The 20247-nt window shown below is 72.5% G+C and carries 21 protein-coding genes and 1 pseudogene; 4 read left to right on the top strand and 18 right to left on the bottom strand.

Features of this window, described 5'->3' with window-relative positions; genetic code table 11:
* Nucleotides 1–54: 54 nt before the first annotated feature.
* From OG485_RS26025 to tsaB, 4 genes are read right to left on the bottom strand one after another with little or no spacing between them, the layout of a single operon-like run.
* Nucleotides 55–312, bottom strand: coding sequence for a hypothetical protein (locus OG485_RS26025; RefSeq protein ID WP_328670945.1), 258 nt, complete (start codon nucleotides 310–312; stop codon nucleotides 55–57).
* Nucleotides 309–1418 carry a tRNA (adenosine(37)-N6)-threonylcarbamoyltransferase complex transferase subunit TsaD gene (gene tsaD, locus OG485_RS26020; protein WP_328670943.1) on the bottom strand — a complete coding sequence of 370 codons (1110 nt, stop codon included), beginning with the start codon at nucleotides 1416–1418 and terminating at the stop codon, nucleotides 309–311. Before tsaD ends, OG485_RS26025 begins: the two co-directional genes overlap by 4 nt.
* Nucleotides 1411–1884, bottom strand: a complete 474-nt coding sequence (rimI, locus tag OG485_RS26015; protein WP_328674639.1) for a ribosomal protein S18-alanine N-acetyltransferase — start codon at nucleotides 1882–1884, stop codon at nucleotides 1411–1413. The genes tsaD and rimI overlap by 8 nt, the downstream gene beginning before the upstream one ends.
* 17 nt (nucleotides 1885–1901) lie before the next feature.
* Nucleotides 1902–2555, bottom strand: coding sequence for a tRNA (adenosine(37)-N6)-threonylcarbamoyltransferase complex dimerization subunit type 1 TsaB (tsaB, locus tag OG485_RS26010; RefSeq protein ID WP_328670941.1), 654 nt, complete (start codon nucleotides 2553–2555; stop codon nucleotides 1902–1904).
* A gap of 111 nt (nucleotides 2556–2666) precedes the next feature.
* On the opposite strand from tsaB, the gene OG485_RS26005 reads away from it, so the two are divergent.
* Nucleotides 2667–3224 carry a hypothetical protein gene (locus tag OG485_RS26005; protein ID WP_328670939.1) on the top strand — a complete coding sequence of 186 codons (558 nt, stop codon included), beginning with the start codon at nucleotides 2667–2669 and terminating at the stop codon, nucleotides 3222–3224.
* 29 nt (nucleotides 3225–3253) lie between these two features.
* Here OG485_RS26005 and OG485_RS26000 read toward each other — a convergent pair whose 3' ends face one another.
* The 10 genes from OG485_RS26000 to OG485_RS25955 form a co-directional block, all read right to left on the bottom strand.
* Nucleotides 3254–3439, bottom strand: coding sequence for a hypothetical protein (locus OG485_RS26000; protein WP_328670937.1), 186 nt, complete (start codon nucleotides 3437–3439; stop codon nucleotides 3254–3256).
* A 217-nt stretch (nucleotides 3440–3656) separates the two neighbouring features.
* Nucleotides 3657–4190 carry a tRNA (adenosine(37)-N6)-threonylcarbamoyltransferase complex ATPase subunit type 1 TsaE gene (gene tsaE / locus OG485_RS25995; RefSeq protein ID WP_328670935.1) on the bottom strand — a complete coding sequence of 178 codons (534 nt, stop codon included), beginning with the start codon at nucleotides 4188–4190 and terminating at the stop codon, nucleotides 3657–3659.
* Nucleotides 4156–5391, bottom strand: coding sequence for an alpha/beta fold hydrolase (locus tag OG485_RS25990; protein WP_328670933.1), 1236 nt, complete (start codon nucleotides 5389–5391; stop codon nucleotides 4156–4158). The genes tsaE and OG485_RS25990 overlap by 35 nt, the downstream gene beginning before the upstream one ends.
* Before the next feature lie 141 nt (nucleotides 5392–5532).
* Entirely contained in the window at nucleotides 5533–6705 is a 1173-nt protein-coding gene (alr, locus tag OG485_RS25985) for an alanine racemase (protein ID WP_328670931.1), read from the bottom strand.
* Between the two features lie 81 nt (nucleotides 6706–6786).
* Nucleotides 6787–7878, bottom strand: a complete 1092-nt coding sequence (locus tag OG485_RS25980) for a L,D-transpeptidase family protein (protein ID WP_328670929.1) — start codon at nucleotides 7876–7878, stop codon at nucleotides 6787–6789.
* Nucleotides 7879–8049: 171 nt separating this feature from the next.
* Complete coding sequence (locus OG485_RS25975) at nucleotides 8050–9480, bottom strand: NAD(P)H-hydrate dehydratase (protein WP_328670927.1); 1431 nt, start codon at nucleotides 9478–9480, stop codon at nucleotides 8050–8052.
* 224 nt (nucleotides 9481–9704) lie between these two features.
* A complete protein-coding gene (locus OG485_RS25970) occupies nucleotides 9705–10076 on the bottom strand; it encodes a holo-ACP synthase (RefSeq protein ID WP_328670925.1) in 372 nt (123 codons plus the stop codon).
* A gap of 52 nt (nucleotides 10077–10128) precedes the next feature.
* A complete protein-coding gene (glmS, locus tag OG485_RS25965) occupies nucleotides 10129–11976 on the bottom strand; it encodes a glutamine--fructose-6-phosphate transaminase (isomerizing) (protein WP_328670923.1) in 1848 nt (615 codons plus the stop codon).
* A 136-nt stretch (nucleotides 11977–12112) separates the two neighbouring features.
* Nucleotides 12113–12895, bottom strand: coding sequence for a hypothetical protein (locus tag OG485_RS25960; RefSeq protein ID WP_328670921.1), 783 nt, complete (start codon nucleotides 12893–12895; stop codon nucleotides 12113–12115).
* Entirely contained in the window at nucleotides 12892–13203 is a 312-nt protein-coding gene (locus tag OG485_RS25955) for a hypothetical protein (protein ID WP_328670919.1), read from the bottom strand. The genes OG485_RS25960 and OG485_RS25955 overlap by 4 nt, the downstream gene beginning before the upstream one ends.
* A 145-nt stretch (nucleotides 13204–13348) precedes the next feature.
* Here OG485_RS25955 and coaA point away from each other — a divergent pair, with 145 nt between their 5' ends.
* Together coaA and OG485_RS25945 are read left to right on the top strand one after the other, a co-directional pair.
* The gene (gene coaA, locus OG485_RS25950) at nucleotides 13349–14338 is read left to right on the top strand and encodes a type I pantothenate kinase (protein ID WP_328670917.1); all 990 of its coding nucleotides are present in this window, start codon (nucleotides 13349–13351) and stop codon (nucleotides 14336–14338) included.
* A 52-nt stretch (nucleotides 14339–14390) separates the two neighbouring features.
* Complete coding sequence (locus OG485_RS25945; protein WP_328670916.1) at nucleotides 14391–15344, top strand: DUF389 domain-containing protein; 954 nt, start codon at nucleotides 14391–14393, stop codon at nucleotides 15342–15344.
* 100 nt (nucleotides 15345–15444) lie between these two features.
* On the opposite strand, the gene glmM is transcribed toward OG485_RS25945, so the two are convergent.
* The 4 genes and pseudogenes from glmM to OG485_RS44045 all read right to left on the bottom strand — a co-directional run.
* Complete coding sequence (glmM, locus tag OG485_RS25940) at nucleotides 15445–16803, bottom strand: phosphoglucosamine mutase (protein WP_328670914.1); 1359 nt, start codon at nucleotides 16801–16803, stop codon at nucleotides 15445–15447.
* A gap of 195 nt (nucleotides 16804–16998) precedes the next feature.
* Nucleotides 16999–17520: a 30S ribosomal protein S9 gene (gene rpsI / locus OG485_RS25935; RefSeq protein WP_261705341.1), complete on the bottom strand. Its 522-nt coding sequence runs from the start codon at nucleotides 17518–17520 to the stop codon at nucleotides 16999–17001.
* Nucleotides 17521–17562: 42 nt separating this feature from the next.
* Complete coding sequence (gene rplM, locus OG485_RS25930) at nucleotides 17563–18006, bottom strand: 50S ribosomal protein L13 (RefSeq protein WP_168529673.1); 444 nt, start codon at nucleotides 18004–18006, stop codon at nucleotides 17563–17565.
* A gap of 301 nt (nucleotides 18007–18307) precedes the next feature.
* Nucleotides 18308–19233: pseudogene (locus OG485_RS44045) on the bottom strand (glycosyltransferase 87 family protein); the annotation flags it as partial.
* A 110-nt stretch (nucleotides 19234–19343) separates the two neighbouring features.
* Between OG485_RS44045 and OG485_RS25915 the strand changes: the two are divergent.
* On the top strand, nucleotides 19344–20231 hold the full coding sequence (locus OG485_RS25915; protein ID WP_328670908.1) for a hypothetical protein: 888 nt from the start codon (nucleotides 19344–19346) through the stop codon (nucleotides 20229–20231).
* The last annotated feature ends 16 nt before the right edge of the window (nucleotides 20232–20247 follow it).

Raw genomic sequence — 20247 nt, 5'->3', positions numbered from 1 at the left:
CCCCGCGGCCGGGCGCACGGGACCCACCGGTGCCCGTCGGCCGAGGGGCGGCGGTCAGTGTGCGGGGACCGACTCGAAGCGCCAGCGGTGCACCGCCCGGGACACCAGGTCACCGTCCGGCTCCGGCAGTTCGGGCAGCTCCGCGTCGTACTCCGCGTCCCACCAGGTGATGACGAGGACCCGGTCCTGGGGCGCCCGCAGGATCTCCCGCCGCACCGGGTTCCCGGGGATCTCCTGCCCGCGCACCCAGGCGAGCAGGTCCCCGCCCCGGCCGGCGACGGCCCGTGCCTCCCACATCAGCGCGACGGTCACGGGTAGAGGTTCTCCTTCGCGACCTCGTGCACGTGATCGTGCGTATGCGTGTGCGTGTGCCCGCGCCCCGGCACGTGCGGATCGGTCACCGGCAGCGACGAGTCCGCCGAAAGGTCCCAGTCGGAGGCGGCCCGGTTCCGGGCGACCATCTCGGCGCCCAGCGCGGCGACCATCGCCCCGTTGTCCGTGCACAGCTTGGGGCGCGGCACCCGCAGCCGGATGCCGGCGGCCTCGCAGCGCTCCTGGGCGAGCGCGCGCAGCCGGGAGTTCGCGGCCACGCCACCGCCGATCATGAGGTGGTCGACGCCCTCGTCCTTGCACGCGCGGACGGCCTTGCGGGTGAGCACGTCCACCACGGCCTCCTGGAAGGACGCGGCCACGTCGCGCACCGGCACGTCCTCCCCGGCCGCCCGCCTGGCCTCGATCCAGCGGGCCACGGAGGTCTTGAGACCGGAGAAGGAGAAGTCGTAGGCCGGGTCGCGCGGCCCGGTCAGACCGCGCGGGAACGTGATGGCGTTCGGGTCGCCCTCCTTGGCGTACCGGTCGATGACCGGGCCGCCCGGGAAGCCGAGGTTGAGCACGCGCGCGATCTTGTCGAAGGCCTCGCCCGCCGCGTCGTCGATGGTCGCGCCCATCGGCCGTACGTCGGAGGTGATGTCGGTGGACAGCAGCAGCGAGGAGTGGCCGCCGGACACCAGCAGGGCCATCGTGGGCTCCGGCAGGGCGCCGTGCTCCAGCTGGTCCACACAGATGTGGGAGGCGAGGTGGTTGACGCCGTACAGCGGCTTGCCGAGCGCGTACGCGTACGCCTTCGCGGCCGAGACCCCGACGAGCAGCGCCCCGGCGAGCCCGGGTCCGGCCGTGACCGCGATGCCGTCCAGGTCCCCGGCCGACACACCCGCGTCCTTCAGCGCCCGCTGGATGGTCGGGACCATCGCCTCCAGGTGGGCCCGGGACGCGACCTCGGGAACGACCCCGCCGAAGCGCGCGTGCTCGTCGACGCTCGACGCGATCGCGTCCGCGAGCAGGGTGTGCCCGCGGACGATGCCGACACCGGTCTCGTCGCAGGAGGTCTCGATGCCGAGGACGAGTGGTTCGTCAGCCATGGGTCTCTGTTCCTTGTACGGAGGTCGATGGGTCGTGCAGCCGCATCACCAGGGCGTCCACGTTCCCCGGCTGGTAGTAGCCGCGCCGGAAGCCGATGGGCTCGAAGCCGAAGCGCTCGTAGAGCTTCTGCGCGCGGACGTTGTCCACACGGCACTCGAGCATCACCTCGGCGCAGTCGAAGTCGCTGGCGGCCCGGAGCAGTTCGGTGAGCAGCAGGCCGCCGAGGCCGGTGCCCCACTGGTCCCGCCGCACCGCGATCGTCTGCACGTCGCCCAGGTCTCCCGCGGCGGCGAGCCCGGCGTATCCGACGAGCCGGTCGCCGTCACAGGCGACCAGGTAGCGCCGGGTGGCCTCCGGTCCCCGGGAGTGGGCCAGCTCGGACCAGAACATGCCCCGGGACCAGGCGTCGACGGGGAAGAGTTCCTTCTCCAGCTCCAGTACGGGATCGATGTCCCACCAGCGCATCTCGCGCAGTACGAAGGTCACTTGGGGGTGACCACCTTGTAGTTCTTGGGCACCTGGGCGTCCGGGCGGCGCAGATACAGCGGCCTGGGCGGCTCCAGTTCCTCACCGGCGGCCAGCTTCCCGGCGGCCAGGGAGGCGAGGGCCGCGGCCGAGACGTTCTCGGGGGCGCGGGCGTCGGCGAAGGTACCGGGGTACAGGAGCGCGCCCGCGCCGACGGCGGGCAGCGCGGTGACGGCCTCGTCGATCTCGGCGGGGCGGTCCACGGCGGGCTCCGACAGCCGGGTAAGGCGGTCGGCGTACCGCGCCCAGTAGACCTCCTTGCGCCGGGCGTCCGTGGCGACGACGAACGGTCCCTCCACATCGGCCGCGTACGCGAGCCCGTCGAGGGTGCAGACACCGTGCACGGGCACGCCGAGCGCGACTCCGAAGGTGTCGGCGGTCATGAGGCCGACGCGCAGCCCCGTGTACGGGCCGGGGCCGACGCCCACGACGATGCCGGTGACGGCGTCCAGCTTGAGGCCTGCCTCGGTGAGCACCCGGTCGACGGCCGGCAGCAGCAGCTCCCCGTGCCGGCGCGCGTCCACCTGGCTCGACGAGGCGATGACGGACGTGCCGTCGTGCAGGGCGACGGTCACGGCGGGGGTGGCGGTATCCAGAGCGAGCAAGAGCACGCAAACAGCGTACGGCGCCGGAGCCCGACGCAAGGCCGCCCGGGACTCCCGTCCCTCGGCTGCTACCGTCAACAGCAAGGACGTACGAAGGTCGAGAGGTGGGCACACAAGGTGGCTAGGAGCAGCTCGGGAATCGTGGCCGGGCTCACCGTGGCGGCGCTCGCGGCAGTCGGCTTCCTCGCTTTCCAGGCATCCGCGAACGTTCCGGACACCTTGGGCAGCGAACCGAGCGCGAGCGTGTCGGCCAAGCCCTCCGTCTCCAAGGCACCCCGGGCCAAGAAGGACCCGGCCGCGCTGCCGGCCGCGTCCGGCACCGGTGCGCGGGTCGTCTACTCGACCGGCTCCGACCGCGTCTGGCTCGTCGGCGCGGGCAACAAGGTGAAGCGCGTCTTCAAGGTCACCCCGGGCACGGTCGACCCGGACCCCGGCACCTACGCCGTCACGTCGCGGACCGGCTCGACCCCCGGGTCCGACGGGACGCAGATCGAGCACGTCGTACGGTTCTCGCTGGTCAACGGCATCGCCTTCGGCTTCAGCGCCGCGGTGAACGGCTCCACGGAGGCGCCCGACCCGGAGAAGAAGCTCGGCGGCATCCGCTCCTCGCGCGCCGACGGCGACGCGATGTGGGGGTTCGCGACCGTCGGCGCGAAGGTCGTCGTCGTCAAGTGACCGCGGCGGTGCCCCGGCCCGCGTGTGTGTCAGGCGGCCCTGCGGGGGCGCTCCGCGCCGGGGTCGGCCAGGGGTGCGAGGGGCGGCCTGGACACCGCCTCCGCCGCGGCGCACGCCGCCAGCAGATCCCGCATCGACACCCCGGCCACCGCACGCGGCGCGGCCGGCACGTCACGTTCTGAAGCCGGCACTGCAGCCGACTCTGATGCCGACATGGACGCCTCCTCGGGCTTCGGGGGCAAGCGTGGTTAGGTAGACCTAACCACGTACTGATGTCCATGTGACCACGGCCGGGACGCCGAACGCAATATTTTGCCGACGTCCTGTCGGAAACGTTGGCCGAATGTACGAGCGAAGGCCGCCCGCGCCACGAAGACCCGGCGAAACCGGGCATGTGCGGATGTGCGGCGCCGGGACGCGAGCCCGCCCCGCTCAGGCCGCGAGCACCGTCAGATCGGCGGCGGCCCAGCGCCGCCCGAGTCCCGTGACTCTCACGTGCCGTACCTCGTCGGTGGTGTCCCCGACGGCCCGGTGGATGACGACGTGCAGCCGGTCGTCGGTCAGCTCCTCGACCTTGCCCTCGCCCCACTCCACGACGATCACGGAGTCGGAGAGCGAGACGTCGAGGTCGAGGTCCTCCATCTCGTCGAGCCCGCCGCCGAGGCGGTACGCGTCCACGTGCACGAGCGGCGGTCCGTCGCCGAGGGAGGGGTGCACACGGGCGATGACGAAGGTGGGCGAGGTGACGGCGCCGCGGACGCCGAGCCCCTCACCGAGCCCGCGGGTCAGCGTGGTCTTGCCCGCGCCGAGCTCGCCGTTCAGCATCACGAGGTCGCCCGCGCGCAGCAGCTTGGCGAGCCTGCGGCCCAACTCCTGCATCTGCTCGGGAGAGTTGACGGTGATCTGCACGCCGACGCCGTCCTGGGCGGGCTCAGCCGGGTTGTGCGCTGCTGCTGGTGCTTCCATAGCCGCCAACGGTAGCCCCTGCCGGCACGGCTCCGGCGCGCACGAGGAGGTCGGCGAGGCGGTCTATGACGACCTCGGGGTGCTCCAGCATGACCAGGTGTCCCGCGTCGGGCACGAGCACCAGCTCCGCGTCCGGCAGCAGGTCGGCGATCGCCTCGCTGTGCTCGCTCGGTGTCACCAGGTCCTTCACCCCGGAGAGGACGAGGACGGGCATCTCGGTGAAACGGGCGAGCGCCGCGGTCTTGTCGTGGTCGGTGAACGCCGGGTAGAACTCGGCGACCACGTCGATCGGCGTGCCCTCGATCATCCGCTCGGCGAACCGCTCGACGGCCGGATCGACGTCCCGGCCCGCGAACGAGTACCGCTTGATGACCCCGGTGAACAGGTCGGCCGTGGCCCGTCGTCCCCGCTCCACCAGGGCCGCCTGCTGCCCGAGCGCCTTCAGCACACCGGGAAGCACCCGCCGCACGGCGGCGACGCCCGCGACGGGCAGCCCGAAGTTGACCTCGCCGAGCCGCCCCGACGACGTACCGACCAGGGCGACGGCGACGACCCGGTCGCGGATCAGCTCGGGGAACTGGTCGGCGAGCGCCATGACGGTCATGCCGCCCATGGAGTGCCCGACGAGCACGATCGGGCCCTCGGGCACCGCCGCCTCGATGACGGCCAGCAGATCGCGGCCGAGCTGGTCGATGGTGACCGGCTTGCGGTCCTCCGTCTGGGCCACACCCCGCCCGGACCGTCCGTGGCTGCGCTGGTCCCAGTGCACCGTGCGCACGACACCGCGCAGCGCGGCGCGCTGGAAGTGCCAGGAGTCCTGGTTGAGGCAGTAGCCGTGGCTGAAGACGACGGTGACGGGGGCGGGGGCCTTGCGGCCGAAGAGCCTGCGCCGGCGCGGGGCGAGCGATGCCTCCGGCTCGGCCTCGTCGACCTCGTAGTACAGCTCGGTGCCGTCGTCCGCGTACGCCTTGCCGGGCGTGCCGCGCAGCGTGCCGTACGGGCCGGTCGAGTCGAGGGCGAGACGCGCCTTCTTGCGTATGCCGCGCCCGACGGTCAGCCGCTCGATCGCGACTCCGGCCGCGGCGCCCGCCGCGACCACGCCTATCGCGGCGCCGGCGACACCGGCCCTGCGCCAGTTCCCGGCGGAGGCGGCGGCTGCCGAGGCCGCGCTCACGACGGCCTCCGCACTGGTCTCGCTCACGTCCCGCTCCTCTTCGCTCCGGCTGTCGGCTGTCCGCTGTCGGCTCTGGGCTGTGCGCGCGTCGGCCCGGCTCCCGCCCGCCGTGTTCCGCCCGCCACTCTCCACCCGCCGGGCCCCGCGCGCCTGTTCGGCTCCAGGGTGCTACCCGTCTTGTTCCTCTTTCACCTTCACGTAGACGCGCGGAACGCGGGTTCCGATGCGCGTGACGATCTCGTACGCGATGGTGCCCGCCGCGCGCGCCCAGTCCTCGGCGGTGGGCTCACCGCCGTCGCCGGGTCCGAACAGGACGGCGCGGGCGCCGGGCTCCGGCTCGTCACCGCCGAGGTCGACGACGAACTGGTCCATGGCGACCCGGCCCGCGACGGTACGCCACTTGCCGCCGACCAGGACGGGGCCGGTGCCCGAGGCGTGCCGGGGGACGCCGTCCGCGTAGCCGACGGGGACGAGGCCGAGTGTGGTCTCGCCCGGGGTGACGTAATGATGGCCGTAGCTCACGCCGTGGCCGGCCGGTACGTGCTTGACCAGCGCGAGCGACGCGCTCAGCGTCATCACCGGGCGCAGTCCGAAGTCGGCGGGGGTGCCGAGCTCGGGGCTCGGCGAGATCCCGTAGACCGCGATGCCGGTCCGTACGAGATCGAAGTGGCTCTCGGGGAGGGTCAGGGTCGCGGGCGAGTTGGCGATGTGCCGCACCTCGGGGCGGACCCCCTGCTCCTCGGCGTACGACACCATCTCGCGGAACAGCGCGAGCTGGGCCTGGATCGAGGGGTGGCCCGGCTCGTCGGCGCAGGCGAAGTGGGACCAGAGTCCGGTCACGGTGATCAGCCCGCGCGCCTCGGCGGCCAGGGCCCCTGCGACGAGCTCCGGCCAGTCGGCGGGCTGGCAGCCGGCGCGCCCGAGGCCGGTGTCGGCCTTGAGCTGCACCCGGGCCCGCGTCCCGACGGCCTCGGCGGCCGCCACGGCCTCCCGCAGGGCCCACATCCCGCTGACCGACACGTCGATGTCGGCCTCGACGGCCTCGGCCCAGGGGCCGCCCGGGGTCCAGAGCCAGCACATGACGCGTCCCGGCAGGCCGGCCGCCCGCAGGGCGAGCGCCTCCTCCGGGGTGGCCGTACCCAGCCAGGTGGCGCCCGCCTCGCGCGCGGCGCGGGCGCACTGGACCGCGCCGTGGCCGTACGCGTCGGACTTGACCACGGCCATCAGGGCCGCGGTCGGCGCGTGGGCACGCAGGGCCCGCACGTTGGCGCGCAGGGCGGCCAGATCGATCTCGGCGCGGGCGCGCAGGGGCGCTGTCCGCGGGTGTGCTGTCTCTGTCATCGCGCCCCAGTCTCTCAGAGGCGTACGGCGGCCTCCCGGCGCCGGTCCCCGGACGGGCGGCTCCCGCTCCTGGCCGCGCCCTCAGCCGCGCGGCCTTCGGCCCCAGACATAGACGTGGTCGCCCTTCCTGAGCACCTTCCAGAGCCCTCGGGCGTCGGCGAGCCGCAGATTCACGCAGCCCATCGAGCCGCCGACGGTACGGATGCTGCCGCGGACGGCGTGGAAGGCCTGCCCGCCGCTGAAGAACTGGGCGTACGGCATGGGGCTGTTGTACAGGGTGGACCAGTGGTGACGGTGCCTCCAGAAGATCCTGAACCAGCCGGTGCGGGTGGGGTGCCGGAGCCCGCCGCTGCGCATCGGCACCGGGCCGTACAGGATCCGGCCCCGCTGCTGCACCCAGGTGCGCTTGTGGGTGAGGTCGACACAGGCGACGCGGTAGGAGCGGACCGGGCAGCCGCGAAGGGGGCGGGTGTGCGGGGCGCTGTGGGCCGGGGCCGACAGCTTCCGCATGCGGGCCCAGGTCGCCGGTCCGGCGGTCCCGGTGGCGGGCTCGATCCCGTGCTTCTTCTGGAAGGCGCGGATGGCCCGGCAGTCGGCCGCCGACTGCTTCCCGTCCACCCTCAGCCCCAGCCACCGCTCGGCCTGCCGCTGGTACGGACCCCCGCGCCCGCCGCACGCCACCGCGGGCCGGGCGCCCGCCGCGCCGGACGAGGGGGAGGCGCCCGGCGCGGACGTGACCGGGCCCGGCCCGACGGGCGCGAACCCGACCGACGCGGGCTCCGCCGACGCGGGATCCATCGGCGTCGACCTGGGCGCTCGGGTCCCGGCCGGGTCGGACCCGAGCGGCGCGAACGTGACCGGCCCGGACCCGAGCGACCCGGACGTGACCGGCGCAGTCGTGACCGGCCTGCGCATGCCACCGGGCACGTCCCGCACGCCCCGCCCCGCGGCGGGCATGCCCATGGCCGCCGCGGCCGCCGCCGGCAGCCGGCCGTCCGGGGCGTCGCCCGGCCAGGACGGACGCGGTCCTCCCGCCGCACCGGGCCACGGCTCGCCCACCCGCCCGGAGGCGGGCGGCAGCGGAGCGGACGTGGCCGCCACCGCCCCCACGGGCACGGCCGCAACCACCGCCAGCAGCACCGCGATCCCCCGGCACACCCTTCGTCTGCTCATCACGCGAACAGACATACGCAACATCACGCGCACCCCGGGGGCGCCACACGCACAAGGTCCCCCGATCTGTGCAACGCCCGCGACACCCGCTCCCCGCCCGGACGCCCCGGGTCGGTCGGGGTGGGGTCAGCCGATGCGGGGTCAGTCGATGCGGGGTCAGTCGATGCGGGGTCAGTCGAGGATGTCGCGCCAGGCCTCCGGCAGCGCCTCGGCCACGTCGTGGGCGCCCGCGGGAGCGCCGTCCGCCGCGAAGCGGCCGGCGAGTCCGTGCAGATACGCGGCGACGCTGCCCGCGTCGAGCGCGGAGAGCCCCGACGCCAGCAGCGACCCCGCGAGTCCCGACAGCACGTCCCCGCTCCCCGCGGTGGCCAGCCACGCCGTCCCGGTGGCGTTCACCCGCACCGCGCCGCCCGTGGGGCCGGCGACCAGGGTCGTCGCCCCCTTGAGGAGGACCGTCGCCCCGTACAGCCCCGCCAGTTCCCGTACGGAGGCCAGCCGGGCCTCCTCCACCGCCTCCCGGGCGACCCCGAGCAGCGCGGCGGCCTCCCCGGCGTGCGGGGTCATCAGCGTCGGCGCGGTACGGGCCCGCACGGCCCCCCGGTCGGCGAGCCGCAGCCCGTCCGCGTCCACCAGCACCGGCACGTCCGCGGCGAGCACCTCCGCGACCGCCGAGGCGTCGTCCCCGGCCCCGGGGCCCACCACCCAGGCCTGCACCCGACCCGCCTTCGACGGTCCCGCCGCGGAGACCAGTGCCTCGGGGAAGCGGGCGACGACGGCGTCCGCGGCGGGCCCGACGTACCGCACCGCCCCGGCGCCGCCGCGCAGCGCCCCGGCCACGGCGAGGACCGCTGCCCCGGGATAGCGGTCGGACCCGGCGGCGATCCCGACGACACCGCGCCGGTACTTGTCGCTCTCCGCGCCCGGGAAGGGCAGCCGGGCCGCGACATCGGCGTGCTGGAGCGCCTCCACGTCGGCCGGGTCCGGCAGGTCGAGCCCGATGTCGACAAGGCGTACGGAACCGGCGTACCCGCGCGCCGGGTCGACGAGCAGCCCCGGCTTGTGGGTCCCGAAGGTGACGGTGAGGTCGGCGCGGACGGCCGCGCCGAGCACCTCCCCGGTGTCCGCCTCCACACCGGACGGGAGGTCGACGGCGACGACGGCGGCCCGCGAGGCGTGCGCGAGTTCGGCGAGTCGCGCGGCCTCCGGCCGCAGGCCGCCCTTGCCCCCGATCCCGACGATGCCGTCGACCACGAGGTCGGCCCGCCGCAGGAGCGGTTCGGCGGCGCCGGGCGCGGCCGAGGTGCCTCCGGCGCGCAGCAGCGCGGCCAGTCCTCCCGGGTGGGTCCTCTCGGGGGCGAGCAGCACCGCGGTGACACCGGCCCCGCGCCGGGCGAGGCGCGCCCCCGCGTACAGGGCGTCGCCGCCGTTGTCCCCGCTGCCCACCAGCAGCACCACCCGGCGGGCGTACACCCGGCCCAGCAGGTCCGCGCAGGCGGCGGCGAGCCCGGCGGCCGCCCGCTGCATCAACGCCCCTTCGGGGAGCCGTTCCATCAGCTCCCGCTCGGCGGCCCTCACGGTCTCCACGCTGTACGCAGTACGCATGACGCCGAGTCTCCCGCACCGGCACGTCCCGTGCGCGCTCCCCGCACCGTGCGGGCCTGCGAGCCCTGTCCGGAACCGGGCGGCGCCGTGCGGGCCGTGATCCCCGTCCGGAGCGGTCCAGGCAAGTCCCGTACGGCTCCGCCCGAACGCGGCGGGCCCGGGGCCTCTCTGCCCTCCGGCGGGCCCGCGGCCTCCGTACCCCCCGCCCGAAGGCGGCGGCCCGGCTATCCCTCCGCCACCACCACCGCCGAGGCCACCCCGGCGTCGTGACTGAGCGACACATGCCAGGAGGCCACGCCCAGTTCGGCCGCGCAGGCCGCCACCGTGCCCTTCACACGCAGCCTCGGCCGGCCGCTGTCCTCCACGTAGACCTCGGCGTCCGTCCAGTGCAGTCCCGCCGGGGCGCCCAGCGCCTTGGCGAGCGCCTCCTTCGCCGCGAAGCGGGCCGCGAGCGAGGCGACGCCCCGCCGTTCGCCGCTGGGCAGCAGCAACTCGCTCTCCACGAAGAGACGTTCGGCCAGCCCGGGCGTCCGCTCCAGCGACGCCCGGAACCGGTCGATCTCGGCCACGTCGATACCGACCCCGATGATGCTCATGTCCGCACCCTAGAGGGCGGGGCCATTCCGCGGCCCGACACGGCGACGGCGCTCACTCCACCGTCACGGACTTCGCCAGGTTGCGCGGCTGGTCCACCTCGTTGCCCCGGGCCGTCGCCAGTTCGCAGGCGAACACCTGGAGCGGGACCGTCGACACCAGCGGCTGGAGCAGGGTGGGGGTAGCCGGGATGCGGATGAGGTGGTCGGCGTACGGGACGACCGCCTCGTCGCCCTCCTCCGCGATGACGATCGTGCGGGCGCCCCGGGCCCGGATCTCCTGGATGTTGGAGACGATCTTGTCGTGCAGGACCGAGCGGCCGCGCGGCGACGGGGCCACGACCACCACCGGCATGTCCTCCTCGATCAGCGCGATCGGGCCGTGCTTGAGCTCCCCCGCCGCGAAGCCCTCGGCGTGCATGTACGCCAGCTCCTTCAGCTTCAGGGCGCCTTCCAGCGCGACCGGATAGCCCACGTGCCGGCCGAGGAACAGCACGGTGTCCTTGTCGGCGAGGGAGCGCGCGAGCTCCCGTACCGGCTCCATGGTCTCCAGGACCCGCTCGACCTCGCGGGAGATGCGGGACAGCTCCCGGACGACGGCCTGGATCTCGTCGCCCCACTTGGTGCCGCGCACCTGCCCCAGGTACAGCGCCACCAGGTAGCAGGCCACGAGCTGGGTGAGGAACGCCTTGGTGGAGGCGACGGCGACCTCGGGGCCGGCGTGCGTGTACAGCACCGCGTCGGACTCGCGCGGGATCGTCGAGCCGTTGGTGTTGCAGATCGCCAGCACCCTGGCGTCCTGGTCGCGGGCGTGCCGCAGCGCCATCAGCGTGTCCATGGTCTCGCCGGATTGCGAGATCGCGATGACGAGCGTACGGCGGTCCAGGATCGGGTCCCGGTAGCGGAACTCGCTGGCCAGTTCCACCTCGCACGGGATGCGCGTCCAGTGCTCGATGGCGTACTTGGCGATCAGCCCGGCGTGGAAGGCGGTCCCGCAGGCGACGATGACGACCTTGTCGACCTCCCGCAGCACCTGGACCGGGATGCGCACCTCGTCGAGCGACAGCGAGCCCGCCGCGTCGATCCGTCCCAGCAGGGTGTCGGCGACCGCCTTGGGCTGCTCGGCGATCTCCTTGAGCATGAAGTAGTCGTAGCCGCCCTTCTCCGCCGCCGAGGCGTCCCAGTCGACGTGGTACGAGCGGACCTCGGCGGGGCTGCCGTCGAACCCGGTGACGGTCACGCCGTCGCGGCGCAGTTCGACCACCTGGTCCTGGCCCAGTTCGATCGCCGAGCGGGTGTGGGCGATGAACGCGGCGACGTCCGAGGCGAGAAAGGCCTCGCCGTCGCCGACACCGACCACCAGCGGCGAGTTCCGTCGTGCCCCGACGACCACGTCCGGCTCGTCGGCGTCCACGGCGACCAGCGTGAACGCGCCCTCCAGGCGCCGGCACACCTGCCGCATCGCCTCCGCCAGGTCCGCGCACGAGGAGTACTCCTCGGCGAGCAGATGCGCGACCACCTCGGTGTCCGTCTCGGAGGCCAGGTCGTGCCCCCGCTCGGCCAGCTCGGCGCGGAGCAGGGCGAAGTTCTCGATGATGCCGTTGTGGACGACGGCGACCCGGCCCGCGTTGTCGAGGTGCGGATGGGCGTTGGCGTCCGTGGGGCCTCCGTGGGTGGCCCAGCGGGTGTGCCCGATTCCCGTCGTTCCGGAGGGCAGCGGCCTGCCCCCCAGCTCCTTCTCCAGGTTGACCAGTTTCCCGGCCTTCTTCGCGACGGCGAGTCCCCCGTCCGCGAGGACGGCGACACCCGCCGAGTCGTATCCCCGGTACTCGAGTCGCTTCAGTCCGGCCATCACCACGTCGAGCGCCGGCTGCGACCCCACATAACCCACGATTCCGCACATGCCCAGCAGACTAGGGTTCGACGTCCGCCGAAAAGAGCCGCCGCGTGCCCGGAATCGGAAATTCCTGCTGCGGTACGAGCGGCTCCGCGGACCGGGGCCGGCGACTGCCGTGCGCCGAACGGTCAGCCGGGCTCGGTCAGCCGAGCTTGGTGAGCTGGGCGTCGACGATCTCCGTGGGGAAGTCCCAGTCCTTGCCGGTGGCGGTCGAAGCCATGTCGACAGCGGGGAAGTAGGCGAGGGTGGCCCCCTTGCGGACGACGACTCCCTTGACCGGTGCTTCGTCCCCCTCTTCCAGCTGGAGGCTGGAGGTCAGGGCGAACGCCTCGTCGCCGCCCTTGGGCGCGTCGGTCTTGACGACCTTCAGGTTCTTGGTCGTGTCACCCTCCGCCGTGAAGCTGAAGCCGCCGGCGCACTTCGCGGCGGCCGCGTTCAGGTCCTTCATCGCCTGCTCGGCACCGCCGTCATCGTAGGAGGCGAGCGTCACCAGCACCATGGTGCCCACACCGGCGAAGATCTTCTCCTCGTCGGTGGCGCCCGCGGCGGGCTTCCTCGGGTCGCCCGTCCACTGGCGCGCCACGGTGGCGGAGGGCTTGCCCACGTAGGAGCCGGTCTGGAGGTAGGCGAGCGGGGCGCAGGCCGCGTCGGAGGTCTTCACCTTGTCCCGCGCGACGACCGCCGTCGCCGGCACCTTCTCGGTGACCTTGCCGCTCTTGACGTCCGCCTGCGTGAGCGCGGCCTTCTCCAGCTCGGCGGCGGTGAGCGCCTTGGCCGCCGGGGCGGAGGACGCGGCCGCGCCACCCTTGTCCTCACCGCTGCCGCCCTTGTCGGCCTTGTCGTCGCCGCCACACGCGGTGGCCAACAGAGCGAGGGCCGCGGCGGAGGCGGCGAGGGCGGTACGGCGGACGGCGGCGGATCTCACGACGGCAGCTCTTTCTGTCGGTTTCCTGTGCACACACCGTGCACATCCACCGGGAACGCTAGCCAGAAGATCATTCCACCGGTCACCCGCAAGATCACCCGACACTCGATCGTGACACCTGCGTGACTCGACGGCCCCGCCATCCCGCCCGGAACGCTTCGAACACGCACATCGGCCACAAGATGCGCCATCTGGCCGACACCCGGCGCTCGTTGACGGTCCGTCAGCCGCGGATCGCTGAACGTCACCTCGGCGAAGCACCTGGACATGCCGACAGGCGACAGCGCCGACGGCACGAAGATCCGCATCCGGGAGCAGCGGCCCCGGAACAGGTCCTGACCCAGGTCTGCCCCGCCTCCGGATTCCGGCCGCCGCCGCGGCATGCCGGGGAGTCCGGCGCCCGCGTGACGCACCCCACCCCCCACCCCGTTCAAACTCCGTTAACAATGGACTGTGATCTCTCCGGTCTCCCCGTTGCCGCGGAGCGCCCACCGGTCCAAGCCGGAGGCGACTCCCTACGTCGATCTCACCCGTGCCGAGTGGAGCGCGCTGCGTGAGAAGACGCCGCTCACGCTGAACGCCGAGGAGCTCGAGAAGCTGCGCGGCCTGGGCGATGTCATCGACCTCGACGAGGTGCGGGACATCTATCTGCCGCTGTCCCGGCTGCTGAACCTGTACGTCGGCGCCACGGACGGGCTCAGAGGCGCCCTGAACACGTTCCTGGGCGAGAAGGGCTCGCAGTCCGGCACCCCGTTCGTCATAGGCGTCGCCGGTTCCGTGGCCGTCGGCAAGTCCACCGTCGCCCGTCTGCTCCAGGCCCTGCTCTCCCGCTGGCCCGAGCACCCCCGCGTCGAGCTGGTCACCACGGACGGCTTCCTGCTCCCCACCAAGGAGCTCGAAGCGCGCGGGCTGATGTCCCGCAAGGGCTTCCCCGAGTCGTACGACCGCCGGGCCCTGACCCGGTTCGTCGCGGACATCAAGGCGGGCAAGGACGAGGTGACGGCACCCGTCTACTCGCACCTGATCTACGACATCGTGCCGGGTGAGCGACTCACCGTCCGCCGCCCCGACATCCTCATCGTCGAGGGCCTGAACGTGCTCCAGCCGGCGCTGCCCGGCAAGGACGGCCGCACACGGGTCGGCCTCGCGGACTACTTCGACTTCAGTGTGTACGTCGACGCCCGCCCCGAGGACATCGAGCGCTGGTACCTGAACCGCTTCCGCAAGCTGCGCGCGACGGCCTTCCAGAAGCCCGACTCGTACTTCCTCAAGTACACCCAGGTCTCGGAGGAGGAGGCCCTCGACTACGCCCGTACGACCTGGCGCACCATCAACAAGCCGAACCTGCTGGAGAACGTGGCTCCCACCCGCGGCCGGGCGGCCCTCGTCGTGCGCAAGGGCCCGGACCACAAGGTGCAGCGCCTGAGCCTGCGCAAGCTGTAGTGCCCCGGCAGGCACCGTTCGCCCCCTCGCGGGCGGCGGCTACTCTGCGGCCATGCTGCACCTGCGCCTGATCACTCCCTCGGACCGGACCGACGACGTCGTACGCCTGATCGAGGGGACGGTCGGCACCGCACACCTCGTCGTGCTTCCGGGTGCCGCCCGCAATCCGGCGGGCGACGTCGTGATGTGCGATGTCGCGCGCGAGGCGGGCGACGAACTCATCGGCGAGCTCCGGGAGGCCGGGCTCGACCGGACCGGGTCGATCGCCGTCGAGAACATCGACCTGTCGCTGTCGCAGCGGGCCGACGAAGCGGAGGACGAGGCCCCGGGCGAGGGCGTCGACGCGGTGCTGTGGGAGCACCTGGAGGAGGCCACGCACGAGGAGTCGACGCTGTCGGTCACCTACGTCGCCTTCATCACGATCGCCACGATGATCGCGGCGTGCGGTGTGGTGCTCGACAACGCGGTCCTGATCGTGGGCGCCATGGCCGTGGGGCCGGAGTTCGGCCCGCTGGCCGGGCTGTGCACGGCGATCGTGCAGCGGGGGCGGCGCCTTGCCCTGCGCTCCCTGACGGCGCTGCTGGCCGGTTTCGCGATCGCCATGGCGGTGACGGTGCTCTTCAGCCTGTTCATGGACGGGGTGGGACTGTTCAGCGAGGCGCAGCTGGAGGGGCCGCGCCCCAACACCGGGTTCGTCTACGCCCCGGACTGGTTCTCCTTCGTCGTCGCGGTGCTCGCCGGCGCCGCCGGCATGCTGTCGCTGACCTCGACCAAGTCCGGAGCCCTGGTCGGTGTCGCGATCTCCGTGACAACGGTCCCGGCCGCCGCGAACGCTGCGGTGGCCCTGAGCTACGGCGACATGGGCCAGACGTGGGGATCCACCAAGCAGCTGCTGTTCAATCTGCTCGGCATCGTGGTCGCCGGCACGCTGACACTGCTCGCCCAGAAGTGGTTCTGGGCGATGCAGCGCAAGCGGCAGGTCGCCCGTCCGGCCCCCGCCCGGTAACGGGCCGCCCGGCGAAGACACCGGCGCGGACAGCCGTGAGGCCCGGCACCCCTGGGGTGCCGGGCCTCACGGATTCAGGCGGAGAGGCCCAGGACCTGTCCTAGCCGAGCGCCGACTTCACGGCGTCGGCGAGGCGCGCGGCCACCGAGCGGGCGTGGTCGATGTCGGCGGCCTCGACCATGACGCGGACGAGCGGCTCGGTGCCGGAGGGGCGCAGCAGCACCCGTCCGGTGGTGCCGAGTTCGCTCTCGGCGTCGGCCACCGCGGCGGTGAGCTCGGCGGAGGTGTTCACCCGTGTCCGGTCGACGTCGGGCACGTTGATGAGGACCTGCGGCAGCCGTTCCATGACCGAGGCGAGGTCGCGGAGCGTACGGCCGGTCTGGGCGACCCGGGCGGCGAGCAGCAGGCCGGTGAGCGTGCCGTCGCCGGTCGTGGCGTGGTCGAGGATGATGACGTGCCCGGACTGCTCGCCGCCGAGCGCGTAGCCGTGCCGCTTCATCTCCTCCAGGACGTAGCGGTCGCCGACCGCGGTCTGGACGAAGGCGAGGCCTTCGCGCTCCATGGCGAGCTTGAAGCCCAGGTTGGACATGACCGTCGCGACAACGGTGTCGGAGCGCAGTACGGAACGCTCCCGCATCGCCAGCGCGAGAACGGCCAGGATCTGGTCGCCGTCGATCTCCTCGCCCGTGTGGTCCACGGCGAGGCAGCGGTCGGCGTCGCCGTCGTGCGCGATGCCGAGGTGGGCGCCGTGCTCGACGACGGCGGCCTTGAGGAGCTCCAGGTGCGTGGAGCCGCAGCCGTCGTTGATGTTGAGCCCGTCGGGCGCCGCGCCGATCGTGACTATCTCGGCACCGGCCCGCGCGAAGGCCTCGGGCGAGACCCGGGCGGCCGCGCCGTGCGCCTCGTCGAGGACGACCTTCAGACCGTCGAGACGGTTCGGGAGAACAGCGATGAGGTGGGCGACGTACTGGTCGAAGCCCTGGTCGTAGGAGTTCACCCGGCCGACGCCGGAGCCGGTCGGGCGGTTCCAGGGAGCGCCGGTGCGGTGCTCCTCGTAGACGCCCTCGATCCGGTCCTCCAGCTCGTCGGCGAGCTTGTGCCCGCCGCGGGCGAAGAACTTGATGCCGTTGTCGGGCATGGCGTTGTGGCTCGCGGAGAGCATCACGCCGAGGTCGGCGCCGAGCACCCCGGTGAGGTACGCCACCGCGGGGGTGGGCAGCACGCCGACGCGCAGGACGTCCACACCGGCGCTGGCGAGGCCCGCGACCACCGCGGCCTCCAGGAACTCCCCGGACGCGCGCGGATCCCGCCCGACCACGGCTACGGGCCGGTGGCCTTCGAACGTGCCCGCCTCGGCGAGTACGTGCGCCGCTGCCACGGAAAGCCCGAGCGCGAGCTCGGCCGTCAGATCCGCGTTGGCGACACCGCGCACGCCGTCCGTGCCGAAGAGTCGTCCCACTTGTCCTCCTGAGAAAAGCTGCAGAGTACGGAAGTCCCCCGAAGGATACGGAGTCATCCGATCACATGAGCCTTTGAGCACCTTGTGCCGTTATACGCCCAACCACTGTGATAAACGAACGCCCCGGCGGCACTGTGGCGTGCAGCCGGGGCGTTCGGAGCTACGCGTACTACGCGCAGAAGCAAGCGGCGAAGATTAACGCTTGCTGTACTGCGGGGCCTTGCGGGCCTTCTTGAGACCGGCCTTCTTGCGCTCGACCGCACGGTCGTCGCGCTTGAGGAAGCCGGCCTTCTTGAGGGCGCCGCGGTTGTTGTCCACGTCGGCCTCGTTCAGCGCACGGGCCACGCCGAGGCGCAGGGCACCGGCCTGACCCGAGACGCCGCCACCCGAGATGCGGGCGACAACGTCGTAGCGGTTGTCGAGCTCGAGCACCTTGAAGGGCTCGTTGACTTCCTGCTGGTGCACCTTGTTGGGGAAGTAGTCCTCAAGGGTGCGACCGTTGATCTTCCACTTGCCGGTGCCCGGAACGATCCGGACGCGGGCGATGGCGTTCTTGCGACGGCCCAGGCCGGCGGCCGGCTGCGGGTCGCCGAAGCGGCCTTCGAGCGACTCCGAGGTGTACTCGCCCTCGACGGGCACCTCGGACTCGGTGGTGTAGCTCTCGATGTCGACGAGCTCAGTCTCTTCGACCGGCTGCTCAACGGTGGTCTCGGCCACGATTCTCCTCAGATTTCTTTATGTCTTAGGGGGTGGCCGGAACTACTGCGCGACCTGGGTGATCTCGAACGGGACCGGCTGCTGCGCAGCGTGGGGGTGGTTCTCGCCCGCGTAGACCTTCAGCTTCGAGAGCACCTGGCGGCCCAGGGTGTTCTTGGGAACCATGCCCTTGATGGCCTTCTCGACGGCCTTCTCGGGGTTCTTCGCCAGCAGCTCGTCGTAACGGACGGAGCGCAGACCACCCGGGTAACCGGAGTGGCGGTACGCCAGCTTCTGGGTCTTCTTGTTGCCGGAGAGGTGCACCTTGTCGGCGTTGATGATGATGACGAAGTCACCAGCGTCGACGTGGGGCGCGTAGATCGGCTTGTGCTTGCCGCGCAGAATGTTCGCGGCAGTGGTCGCCAGACGGCCCAGGACGACATCCTGGGCGTCGATGACGTACCACTGGCGAGTGATGTCGCCGGGCTTGGGGCTGTACGTACGCACGGTCGTAGCCTTCGCTTCTTCAGTGAGTGGGTCCTGACATGGCCACCACGGACGATCACGACAGCCCTGACCGCACTGCGGTGACGCATACCGCGTGCTGGTCGCTGGTCATCAGCCCCGGTGGACCGGTGTAAGGGCCCCTCACGTGAGAATGAGCAAGCCAATACACATAACGAACTGCAAGCTTACCCGTGGCGGCCCGGAAGGGTCAAAACGCGAGTGCTCACACCCTCGTGGCCCGTCGCCCCCGTCGCTGGGCGACGAAGTGGTCCGGGCCGGCGAGCGGCAGGTGCCGGTGACGCGGGAGCGCCACCGATGCAGTCATCACACACAGGGTAAAGCAGTCACGGAAGGAACGCCGGGACACCAGGAACGCCGACAGCATCAGCAGCACCGTCTCGGCGAGCCGCGGCGGCCCGGGAACACCGCGCGACCAGCGGCGGTACGCGGCCGGCACCCCGGCACAGGCCCCCGCGCAGGCCGGCGGGACCGCCACCGGGGACGGCACCCCGAGACGCGGCAGCACGGCCGCCGGAGAGGCCTCGTAGAGGCGTACGAAGCCGTCGTGGCCGCGCAGCAGGAACGGCAGCGTCCGTGTGACGAACGCCGCAGGATCGGGCACCAGCAGCGCCGCCCCGCCGGACGCCAGGGCGGGCACGAGGAACATCGCGGCCGGCGCCCGCCATCGGCGCGCGAAGAGGAAGAGGAGCACCACGGGCACGAGCAGCGGCTTCAGGGCGAGGGCCGCGCCGACGACCGCTCGGCCCACCCCCACCGGTCCCGCGCAGCCAGCAGCAGGGCGAGCGGCAGCGCCGCCGCGGCGGTCACGGTCCAGTTGCCGAGCGAGACCAGGTGACCGAAGGGTGCGAAGCCCAGCGCGAGCCCGGCCGGGCCGAGCACCGCGAGGCGGCTGCGCCAGGGGACCCCGTGGACGCTCAGCGCGCAGGCCCAGCCCGTCACCAGCAGCGCGGTCACCGTCAGCGGGACCGGCACGCGGAGGGCGTACGCCGGGAGCAGCGTCTGCGGCGCCGCCGCGAGCACCGCGCTCGGGAGATGGAGAAAGTGCCGGTCGGCGTAGGGCGAACCGCCGTCCAGCCAGGTCCGCGCCGCCCGGACGACGATCGCGTTGTCCATCCCCCCGTCCGAGGCGCGGAGCGCGACGCCCGCGGCATGCGCGCACAGCACCGCGCCCGAGACCGCCCACGCGTGCCAGGAGGCCCTACGCACCAACCACCCGGAGATGTCACTTTTGCCCTTGCGCGTTCAGATCACGCTAGGGGCTCAAGTGCCCGGTGGAGCTGACCGGCACCCCCCAACCCCCGTCTAAGATGCGGCGCATGAGTTATGGGCAGGGTGGGCAGGGGCAGCCCCCGTGGGACCCCTGGAAGCCGGGTTCTCAGCAAACGCCTCAGTGGAACAACCAGCGTTCCGGCGGGAATCCCGACTGGGCCGCCATGGCGGAGGCTTCCGAAACGCGCAACAAACGGCGCAAAGTGCTGTTCATCGTGGGCGGGGCGCTGGCCACCGTCGCGGTCGGCGCTGCCGTGGCCATGGCCGTCGCCAACGCGAACGGGAACAATCAGGCCACGAATCAGCCGTCCCAACTGCCCGCCAGCGCGGACATCCCCGGCGCCACGACACCGGCGCCGTCCTTCGAGCCGACCTCGGCTCCGCCGCCGCTGGATCCGAAGCAGTTCATAGCCAGCGCGCAGAAGGACACCGCGCCGCTGAGCCCGGACATCCTCTTCCCCGGTACGCAGCTCACCATGGGCAACCGTGTGTACCGCAAGGGGCCGACGGCCGACACGAAGGACTGCGCCTCGGCCGTGAAGGGCACGCTGCCGGCGGTTCTGAAGAGGGACGACTGCACCCGCTTCATGCGGGTCACCTACGTCAAGGACGGGGTGGCGGTGACGGTCGGCATCGCGGTCTTCGACACCGAGGCCCAGGCGAGCGCGGCCAAGGCCGACGCGGACAAGAAGAGCATCATCGCCTCGCTCCCGGGCAACGGCATCAAGGCGTTCTGCGACGCGGCCGTCTGCCGGTCGACCACCAACGCCTACGGGCGTTACGCCTACTTCACGCTCTCCGGTTTCACCAACGGCAAGAACGTGACGACGAAGGACACCGCGGTGTTCACGACCGGCGACGATCTCGCGGAGTTCGCGTTCCGTCAGATCGGCCGGCGGGGACAGGCCCAGGCGTCGGCCGCGGCCAACAAGTAGCGATTGCGGGCGGCGG

Origin of the sequence: Streptomyces sp. NBC_00328 (assembly GCF_036139655.1) — a bacterium.
Lineage (GTDB): Bacteria > Actinomycetota > Actinomycetes > Streptomycetales > Streptomycetaceae > Streptomyces.
The sequence above is the reverse complement of the archived record's forward strand: the minus strand, read 5'-3'. Positions and strand labels throughout refer to the sequence as shown.

Excerpts from the sequence above, each read along its gene's own strand:
- tsaD (WP_328670943.1), bottom strand. The coding sequence starts at position 1,418 with ATGGCTGACGAACCACTCGTCCTCGGCATCGAGACCTCCTGCGACGAG.
- rimI (WP_328674639.1), bottom strand. The coding sequence starts at position 1,884 with ATGCGCTGGTGGGACATCGATCCCGTACTGGAGCTGGAGAAGGAACTC.
- OG485_RS26000 (WP_328670937.1), bottom strand. The coding sequence starts at position 3,439 with ATGTCGGCATCAGAGTCGGCTGCAGTGCCGGCTTCAGAACGTGACGTG.
- tsaE (WP_328670935.1), bottom strand. The coding sequence starts at position 4,190 with ATGGAAGCACCAGCAGCAGCGCACAACCCGGCTGAGCCCGCCCAGGAC.
- alr (WP_328670931.1), bottom strand. The coding sequence starts at position 6,705 with ATGACAGAGACAGCACACCCGCGGACAGCGCCCCTGCGCGCCCGCGCC.
- OG485_RS25980 (WP_328670929.1), bottom strand. The coding sequence starts at position 7,878 with ATGAGCAGACGAAGGGTGTGCCGGGGGATCGCGGTGCTGCTGGCGGTG.
- OG485_RS25975 (WP_328670927.1), bottom strand. The coding sequence starts at position 9,480 with ATGCGTACTGCGTACAGCGTGGAGACCGTGAGGGCCGCCGAGCGGGAG.
- OG485_RS25970 (WP_328670925.1), bottom strand. The coding sequence starts at position 10,076 with ATGAGCATCATCGGGGTCGGTATCGACGTGGCCGAGATCGACCGGTTC.
- glmS (WP_328670923.1), bottom strand. The coding sequence starts at position 11,976 with ATGTGCGGAATCGTGGGTTATGTGGGGTCGCAGCCGGCGCTCGACGTG.
- OG485_RS25955 (WP_328670919.1), bottom strand. The coding sequence starts at position 13,203 with ATGCGGATCTTCGTGCCGTCGGCGCTGTCGCCTGTCGGCATGTCCAGG.
- OG485_RS25945 (WP_328670916.1), top strand. The coding sequence starts at position 14,391 with ATGCTGCACCTGCGCCTGATCACTCCCTCGGACCGGACCGACGACGTC.
- OG485_RS25915 (WP_328670908.1), top strand. The coding sequence starts at position 19,344 with ATGAGTTATGGGCAGGGTGGGCAGGGGCAGCCCCCGTGGGACCCCTGG.